The sequence below is a fragment of the Streptococcus sp. HMSC077D04 genome (assembly GCF_001808785.1).
Lineage (GTDB): Bacteria > Bacillota > Bacilli > Lactobacillales > Streptococcaceae > Streptococcus > Streptococcus mitis_BX.
The window spans coordinates 19,528-28,648 of record NZ_KV794458.1; the positions used below are offsets into that span (position 1 = coordinate 19,528).

The 9,121-nt window shown below is 30.8% G+C and carries 6 protein-coding genes and 1 pseudogene; 1 reads left to right on the top strand and 6 read right to left on the bottom strand.

Annotation, left to right across the window (positions count from 1 at the left end; translation table 11 throughout):
* Nucleotides 1-263: 263 nt before the first annotated feature.
* From HMPREF2701_RS00290 to HMPREF2701_RS00310, 5 genes and pseudogenes are all read right to left on the bottom strand, one after another.
* Complete coding sequence (locus HMPREF2701_RS00290; RefSeq protein WP_070481752.1) at nucleotides 264-1,634, bottom strand: ABC transporter ATP-binding protein; 1,371 nt, start codon at nucleotides 1,632-1,634, stop codon at nucleotides 264-266.
* Nucleotides 1,628-2,318 (bottom strand): annotated as a pseudogene (locus HMPREF2701_RS00295) (energy-coupling factor transporter transmembrane component T family protein). Before HMPREF2701_RS00295 ends, HMPREF2701_RS00290 begins: the two are co-directional and overlap by 7 nt.
* A complete protein-coding gene (locus tag HMPREF2701_RS00300; RefSeq protein WP_049510000.1) occupies nucleotides 2,315-2,902 on the bottom strand; it encodes an MptD family putative ECF transporter S component in 588 nt (195 codons plus the stop codon). Before HMPREF2701_RS00300 ends, HMPREF2701_RS00295 begins: the two are co-directional and overlap by 4 nt.
* Nucleotides 2,903-2,923: 21 nt before the next feature.
* Nucleotides 2,924-4,648 (bottom strand): ABC transporter ATP-binding protein, encoded by a 1,725-nt coding sequence (locus tag HMPREF2701_RS00305; protein ID WP_070481754.1) that lies wholly within the window; start codon nucleotides 4,646-4,648, stop codon nucleotides 2,924-2,926.
* A gap of 4 nt (nucleotides 4,649-4,652) precedes the next feature.
* Nucleotides 4,653-6,410 carry an ABC transporter ATP-binding protein gene (locus HMPREF2701_RS00310; RefSeq protein ID WP_070481756.1) on the bottom strand — a complete coding sequence of 586 codons (1,758 nt, stop codon included), beginning with the start codon at nucleotides 6,408-6,410 and terminating at the stop codon, nucleotides 4,653-4,655.
* A 227-nt stretch (nucleotides 6,411-6,637) separates the two neighbouring features.
* Between HMPREF2701_RS00310 and HMPREF2701_RS00315 the strand changes: the two genes are divergently transcribed.
* Nucleotides 6,638-7,600, top strand: a complete 963-nt coding sequence (locus HMPREF2701_RS00315) for a helix-turn-helix domain-containing protein (protein ID WP_070481758.1) — start codon at nucleotides 6,638-6,640, stop codon at nucleotides 7,598-7,600.
* 890 nt (nucleotides 7,601-8,490) lie between these two features.
* Here the strand turns inward: HMPREF2701_RS00315 and HMPREF2701_RS00320 are convergent.
* On the bottom strand, nucleotides 8,491-9,121 hold a 631-nt coding region (locus HMPREF2701_RS00320), incomplete at its 5' end, for a PBECR4 domain-containing protein (protein WP_315940754.1).

Sequence of the window (9,121 nt, forward strand, 5' to 3'; positions counted from 1 at the left end):
TTCCGTTAGTGAGAATAAAAAAGGAGGACTTCTACACTTTGGCGTAAAAAGTCCTCTTTAAGAAATGTATTCTTTTTCTATTATATTATTTAATAACGCATAAAAATTTTCCTAAACAAAATATCTTACTTTCACACGATAAAAGAAATTCACATACACTTATATTTTCTATTATCATGTCATGATATTTCATATTTTTATCTCCTTACATCTTTAAATCTCCTTTATTTTGATTTTTCAAATATGAGTATCTCTATGGATATTTACAAATATATAACATTGTCAGCTATCGAATTTAAAAATTCTTGGTCATGTGAAACAATGAATATTATTTTCTTATCGCTTTTACATTCGTTGATCAGATGGGATATGTTCATCATATTGCAATAATCCATTCCACTAGTAGGCTCATCAAAAAACATAAGTTTAGATTTTTTACATAGTACAGATGCAATTGCTACCCTTTGCTTTTGTCCACCTGACAAGCTCATTGGATGACGATCTTTTGATTCATATAAATCAAGTTTTTTCAGAATATTTTCAACATAACTACTTTCAATATTTTTTATTCCAAGACTTACTTCACTTGCAATAGAATCGGTAAAAAGCTGATGATTAACATCCTGCATTACAAGGGATGATATTTTTAGCCTATCTGATTTTGAAAGTCTTTTGCCGGCCAAATAGATTTCATCATTCGATTTTCTTTCTAAGCCTATAAGGCATCTGAGCAAAGTGGATTTACCAAGTCCGTTTGTTCCTACTATGCCGTAAATTTTTCCCATTTCAAAAGAGAGGTTTTTTAAATGCAATTTTTTATCTATGCCATTAAACTTAAATTCAATGTTTTTTACTTCTAAATTTCCCTTATTTTGATTTTCGGGTACTGTAAGTTTTACTCTATTCTTATTTCTTAAACCTAACTTCTTTAGCTTTTCAGACGGTATTTTCATAAAATCTATTTGAGTATATTCCTTTTGTATTTCCCCATCTTTAATCAAAAAAACTCTATCTACAATATCCATTAGATAAAATATTCTATGTTCTGAGATTATAAGAGTTTTCCCCTTATCTTTAAGTTTTATAAGCATTTCTTTTATGATTAAAATGTTATCTTCATCAAGATTTGATGAAGGCTCATCTAAAACAATGATTTCCGTTCCAGATATATAACTTGCAGCAATACATAAAATCTGCTTTTCTCCACCCGAAAGCTTAAAAATATCTCTATTTAAAAGATGTTCTATCGGAAACAAATCCAACATATCATTTAGTCTTTCATCCATTTGTTTTTTTGAAAGTCCTATATTCTCCAAATAGAGAAGTAATTCAAGAGTAGTATTTATATTGAAAAAGTGTGTCTTTGGATTTTGAAATACATTTGATACTAAGAGCGATATTTCGTATAATTCGAGGTTTTTAATATCTTTATTATCAATCCTGATGGTTCCACCCATAGAAGCTCCATCATATCGTACAGCTAACCCATTGATAGAATTTATAATTGAAGATTTTCCGCTACCACTTTTCCCAGTAAATAATACACATTCTCCTTTTTTTACATCTAAAGAAATGTTTTTTAACACTTTAGGAGAATTTCCATAAGATAGAGATAAATTTTCAATTTCTACCATAAAGCTCCTCCTATAACCATAATCAGTATTGAAAGCACATAAACAAAATCAACTGTTTTCGTTTTGACGGATATGTACCTTGTTTTTTTAACAGGATTTTCAATACATTTTGTTTCTGCTGCCTTTGCAATATCATCAGAAATATTAGAAGATACAACAAGTAAAGGCACAATTACATACTCGATGTATGAAATTGGATTTTTAAATGTAATACCTCTTATTTTCATAGCAAGTTTTATATTGTGACTTTCTTCCCTAAATGAAGGAAAAAACCTAAACATTACAGCAATTGGTATAGAAACAGTACGAGGTAAATTCATTTTATCCATTGAGGATATTACACTTCCTACATCCGATGTTTTTAAAAAAAAAACTTCCCGCACTAAATGGAAGATAAAACATCTTACATACAGCAAATAGCATAAAAAACATCATTAAAATAGCATCCATATTTCTAATTACATCAAGATTAGGTATCAAAGAAAGAACCCCAAAAAATAATATGTTTTTTAAGGCTTCTTTCTTAAATCCATTCATTAAAAAAAGAAATGAAATAAGAAGCACAATTCCCCATTCAAAATAGGTATTTACTTTATAAAATACAGCAAATCCAAGTGAAAAACTTACTAAAATTTTACTAATTGGATTGGGATTATATGGATTGTCTAAAGAAACGAGCATTATACAATACCAGCTTTTTCGAAATGCTTTTTCAAAAAGACTTTACCGATATATGCGCCGAGTATCCCGCCGACAACAGCACCGATATATACTAATACCATACTTCGATAATTCAAAAGTGCTATGAGCTTCATTATATAATCGTGACCCATACCGCCTGTTTCCGCCAGTTTAATAACCTTGTCTTTAGCCAACAAAACTTGCATAAGGAAACCACAAATCCAAGTGTTGAATACGGCAAATGAGAGCATATTAAATTTAAATGATTTATATTCTCCTTTTTTTCTTAAAAGTTCCGCAATTGCCATACTGATTACAGCATGTATCAATATTACATATGTATTTCCCATTGCAATTGCTAAAAGACTACAAATCAACCCAAGTATAAATAATCCCCATGATTTTTGAACTTTTGCCATAAAGAGCATTATAACTATTCCTGTTATAATGCCTGCCAGTGTAGGGTATGCCAAGTATAAAATCGGTACAATACCAATCATTCCCGAAGCAAACATAAGTACAAAATATATTACTGTAAATACACCTATCGTAACTAAATCTTTAATTCTTAATTTTTCCATTTTTATATTTTCCTTCTAAATAAGTTTTCACTGAATATTTGATTTTCTAAGCATTGCTTTATAAAATTCCGAGCTTTTACAAAGTTCTTCATCTGTCCCTATCGCTTCAATTTTTCCGGCATTTAATAAAACGATTTTGTTTGCATTTCTTATTGTTCTTAATCTATGAGCAATAACAATTGCCGTTTTTTCTTTTATAAGTTCGGATAAAGCCTCTTGAATTAGACTTTCATTTTCAACATCCAGAGATGCTGTAGCCTCGTCAAGCAATATGATTGGTGCGTCTTTTAGTATTGCCCTTGCTATTGAGATTCTTTGTCTTTCTCCGCCTGAAAGTCTTTGTCCGTTTTCACCTATTACTGTATCTATTCCATCCGGCATTTTGTCTATAAATTCATAACATCTTGCTATTTTAGCCGCTCTTATAATCTCTTCATCTGTAGCATCTTTTTTACCGATTTTTATATTATCTTTTATGCTTGAATTAAAAAGAGTAACATCTTGGAAAACGATAGAGAAATTTTTAAGGAGTGTTTCCGGATCAATTTTACCGATGTCCTCTCCCCCTATCAAAATCTTTCCTTTATCTATATCCCAAAATCTTGCAGCAAGCTTGGTGAGAGTTGTTTTTCCGCTTCCGCTTGAACCGATTAGCGCAGTGATTTCACCCTGCTTTGCAGTAAAGCTCACACAATTTATTACAGAATAATCATCATATCCGAAATAAACATCCTTGAACTCAATATCGTAATTTTTAATGTCAATATCTTTTTTCCCTTCTTGAACAGGCATGGTCTTTATTTCCTTTATTCTCCCTACAACCGCATCAAGCATAACTATCATTGACATAAAGGTGATTATTCCTTCTATAGGAAGATAAATACTTGCTGTAAGCATTAAGAATGCGATATAAACCAGCACACTTACCTCCCCTGCTATAAGCATGTTGACGCCGATAACGGCAACACTTATAATTCCAAGCTTTAAAATTGCGGTAGCTATTCCTGTAAGTGTTCCGGCAACAACTTCACCTTTCGTCTTCTGTTTTGTGGATGCATTTAATTTTTCAAAAAAATCATTTAACATCCTATCTTCTAAGTTGTAAGATTTTATTTGCTCTATCTGCTCTATATTTTCCTGTAGATTATCAAAAACCTTACGATTATCATCTATCCAGCATTGTACTATTTTTTTCTGACTTTTCTTTGATAAAAATATAATTAGAATAGAAATGGGAATTACCCAAAGGGCTGCAAGTGCAAGTTTCCAATTATAGAAGATAAGCATTAAAGCAATAATACTTGTGGATATAGCCGTTGAATATATATGAGGTACAGCATGAGAAAAAATTGTTTCATATAAGTTCATGTCATTCATCATGGTTTCCGCAAGGTCTGCCAAATCTCTTTTACCAAAATAAGAAAGAGGTAATTTCTTTAACTTTTCCGCTAACTCAATTCTTGAATTTGCACTCTCGTTGTACACATTGGTGTAAAGTCTTACATAATCCCACCTCGCTATTAAGAACATCACAATCATCATTACTACAATTAGTACAATATAATGAACAGAAGTAAAATTGTAACTCTCAATACTTTTTAAAATGCCTATATACTGAAACAGAAACATAAAACCGATCATTGGTGCGAACAATTTAGTTAAATTAACAAGCGTGTGTGAAAATATGGCTTTTTTTAAGTTAAGAGCGCCTTTTTCTGACATCGCATATTTTTTCATAAAATAAGAAACCATATGTTTAACCTCCTATCTTCCAATTTACGGATTTTTGATATTCTTCCCAAAGTTTTTTGTAATGCCCACTCATACCTATTAAATCTGAATGCTTGCCTTCTTCTACAATTTTCCCCTTATCAATAACAAGAATTTTATCCGCATCTACTACTGTAGATAATCTATGAGCAATCATCAATGTTGTCTTGTTTTTTGATAGCTTCTTAAAAGACTCTTGAATCAAATGTTCATTTTCAGGATCTGCAAAGGCTGTAGCTTCATCTAAAATGATAATATCTGCATCTTTCAAAAAAGCTCTCGCTATAGAAATCCTTTGAGCTTCTCCTCCTGAAAAATATGTGCCTTTAGTTCCGTAAACAGTATCAAGTCCTTTATCTAAATTTTCAATAATATCTTTAGACCCTGAATTGATTAAGGCATTGTCAATTTCTTCATTAGTTGCATCAGGCTTTCCGATTAAAAGATTATCTCTTAAACTCATTTTAAATAGTTTAGAGTTTTGAAAAACAAAAGCAATTTTTCTCATTAAAGCCTCTTTTTCAAAATCTTTTATATTAATTCCTCCAATATAAATTTCACCTGTTTTAATATCGTAAAATCGTGCAGCAAGCCTTGCTATAGTAGTTTTACCACTGCCTGACGATCCGACTAAAGCAACTCGTTCTCCTTTATTCACCTTAAATGAAATATCGTCTAATACATTTTCATCTTCATAAGAAAAGCTTACATTTTTAAACTCTATCCCAACATCAGAACTTGTTTTATTTCCATAAACAAAATCATCAAACTCAAGTATATTCTCAATTTTATCTAAAGCAAGTTCCGCAAAATAACTGGATTGTGTAATCGTCGCAGTTCTCATAATAAAAGTAGCAAATGCCGGTCCTATTAGGAAGTAAATAACAGAATCTGCAACTACATTAGATAAGTTTCCATTAAATTTTATTAAGAGTAATGCCACAGGTACCAAGAAAAATGCCGTCGATGTAGAAACGGTTTCAAACCACGACATTTTATTCATATAACTCATAGTAAGCTTAAGTACATTGTCTTTTACTTTTATGATTAACGAATATAACTTATCAAAGCTCTCAACACTTTGTGCAAATGTTTTAACAACAGGAATTCCTCGAACATATTCCACTGTCTGAGAAGATAAATTGGAAAGTCCTGCATAATACTCATCTTTCATTTTTTTTGTTTCGGCTGTCATCATAGATGACATCAATGTCATACCGATAATCATCGGTATCATACTGGCAAGTCCTAACTTCCAGTTAAACACGAAGAAAAATACAAGCAGGACGATTGGCGATATAATGGTCATCGCCATATCAGGAAGTTGATGCGCTAAAAAAGAATGGGTTTCAGACGCTCCGGACACAATTACATTTCTTATCCTTCCGCTTTCTTTGTCATCAAAATACCCAAGCGGTTTGTTTATTAGTTTTGTTACGGAAGTCTTAATAATGTTATCTTCTACTTCAAATGCAAAAATATGGGATAAAATTAAACCTATTAGGTATATGAATAGCCCCAGACCGGCAAAAACTGCTGCATAAATTGAATTTTCCTTTACATAATCAAAATTCACCATCCCATTTAAAATTAAGTTATTTACAATTCTATGAATATATACCATAGGCATCAAAACCATGACACCTGATACAGCAGACATAACCATAGCAATATAGAGTAAAAAACTTTTTTTACCACCGTAAGCCTTTAGTCTTTTCAGTATTGATTTCTTCTTATTCTTCACTGAACAACTCCTCCTTTTTCTTAAAATTAGCAAACCCTATAAATAGCCTTTTTAGACTGATTTTAGAGGCTTGTTTTCAAACTCTTTTGCAATACGCATAGTTTTTCTTGTTTTTATCAGTTATTTATTATATAATAAATGAGGATTTCAATCAATTAGATATGGCTAAATAAGTCTATTCGGGATAATGTCTATTCGGGATAAAATATAAAGCACGGAGGTATAATATGAGTGATTTTTATAACTTTGTTAAAAACTTTTTTTCTACAGATGAATCTATCGATAATACAAAATACTCCACTGTAGGACATGAATTCCGTTTTAGCACGGATAATGCAGAAGGCATATATTGGTTTTACGAGGGCGATAATTTCACTATTGATATTTATGATGTTTTCATAAAAAAAGAAATTATCCATACAAGTTTTTCTGGTTTGAATAATTTCTATTTCCTTTATTTATCTTATTTAGTTACAGCAAACGGTGAATGTTTTAATCCTTATCAAAATCTTTCTTCAAATTCACTTTTTACTATAAATACAAAAAATTCTAAAGACTATAGGTTTATACTTCACAAAAATTCTCCTTATTTAGGAATCGGTATAAATTTCAATCAGTCCATGATAGAGCAATGCCTGTCCTCTTATAAGAATAAAGTCTGTAACTATGAAGATTTATTTTTTAATACCAGCATTATAATAAACAAGCCTTTAGAAAGAATCGCAAAAGATATCCTTAATTGCAAGATGGCATCTCCTGCTGCTGAAATCTTTTTTGAGTCAAAGGCAAAGGAATGGTTAAGTATTACAATAGACTCTTTTTTAAATAAGTACAGCAATCCACTATCTATTGCCGATGATGAGGCTTTGAAAAATGTCGCCAATTATATAGACGATCATTATGCAACATCTATCCCACAAGATACTTTGGAAAAAATATCCACTATGAGCGGCACAAAACTAAAAAAATTATTTAAGCAAAAATATCAATGTACAATTACAGAATATACTCAAAGACGGCGAATGAATATGGCGGAATTACTCCTACTGAACTCTACCCTTAAAATTCAGGATATAGCAGAGGCTGTAGGATATTCCTCTCACAGTAAATTTAGTACATGCTTCAAAAAATATAAGGGATTTTATCCCAAAGACATAAAAAAATATGCGAAAAATAATCTTTCTGATTAAATACATAAGGATTTAACTTTGGGGACGGTTGAGTTAGACCTTATTGGAAAATGTTAAAGTCATAATTGGTAAACCTAAATAAATTATACGTTTAGGTCTTGTTATTATCTTGTAAAATCAGTAAAGTAGCTAATTCTACTATTTTTAGGGACTTAGTCACAAAGAAAATCAAACAGTTAGACTGACTGTTTGAGTATGAAAAAAGCAGATAAAAAATCCCTTGAGTAAATAACTTAGGGGATTTTAAAGGTTGGGGTAGGGTATTGAAAAGCTCGTACAAAGTATAATAAAAATCCCCACCAAATATTGAAAATCTATTGAAATGTATTGAAGTTTATTAGCAGAATACATAAGTGGAAAGCTTGATTTTAATAAATTTAGAAGATTATTGAAAAAGAAATATCACACTTTCATTCTTATTAAAATCCTTATAACTGTATTTTGAATGATTTTCCCCAATCAAGCATCCCTCTCTCTTATAAAATATATACATTCAGTTGTATGAAATGTAATGTTGTTCTTATCAGACTTGAAACTTTTACTAATCCAACTATTTATCTTACACATTTAGTTTAAACCTATAGTATCCTATTTTCTTAATATTCTACAGTGTAACACTGCATTTATATTATAACGCTAATATGTTCAGAAAAGAAATACTTTGTAAGTCAATGTCTGTTATAACGGAAATTGTTAGAGATGTCTATCATAACAGAAATTGACATAATGTCCATAACTTTCCTGAAGATAAATTATGTAATCACAAACTATTTCATATCCAATCTAGTATATGTTGTTTGGAGCATATCATCAACAAAAAAAGAACGAGCCAAAACTGCGTTCTCCTTATAATGATAAAAATATGTTTTATACCACAAAAGATATGTAAACTAATCTTTTAAATAATAAAAAAGTTCCGACGTTTGTAAATGTTTTGAGTAAATTGAAATTACTTTTTGACCTTCTGGAAATACTGTCTTTCTCTTCAAATCTAATAAAGATTGAGGAACAATTTTCCTTGATGTCTCTTTCAATGTTAATGCTAGTATCTGTTTTCTTGTACGTAGAGCATAATCAAACTCCAAATACAAATAACGTCCTGAACCAGTTAGATGAACATGCTTTCCCAATAACTCCTCAATAGATCCTAAAACTTGTAACTTTTGCATCGTGGTTCCATCATTTTTTATTTTCAACTCATCAATTATGACATGACTATTTAAACAATCGTCAAAGAAACTGCCTGCACCTTTTCGGTAATCAACACCACATAGGTGCATGAAATTAGTAGGTGAAAAATGAAGTTCAACACTTTCTATTTCTGTTTCATAATACATGATTTTGCCAACGAAGTGTTCTTTAAAAAAAGAAGCCGCAATTTGTAACTGAGTAAAAAAACGCTGAAGTTTTATTTTTTCGGTGTAATTTGGATTACGATAATCTCTAGAATTTGCCATATTTTCCTCACAAAAAAGGTGGTTTACAGAGTCTGTAAGCCACCTAGTCAGTCGGTTTATTCTG

Bases quoted from the DNA above. Each gene is read 5' to 3' on its own strand.
- HMPREF2701_RS00305 (WP_070481754.1), bottom strand. From the start codon at position 4,648: ATGGTTTCTTATTTTATGAAAAAATATGCGATGTCAGAAAAAGGCGCT.
- HMPREF2701_RS00315 (WP_070481758.1), top strand. From the start codon at position 6,638: ATGAGTGATTTTTATAACTTTGTTAAAAACTTTTTTTCTACAGATGAA.
- HMPREF2701_RS00290 (WP_070481752.1), bottom strand. From the start codon at position 1,634: ATGGTAGAAATTGAAAATTTATCTCTATCTTATGGAAATTCTCCTAAA.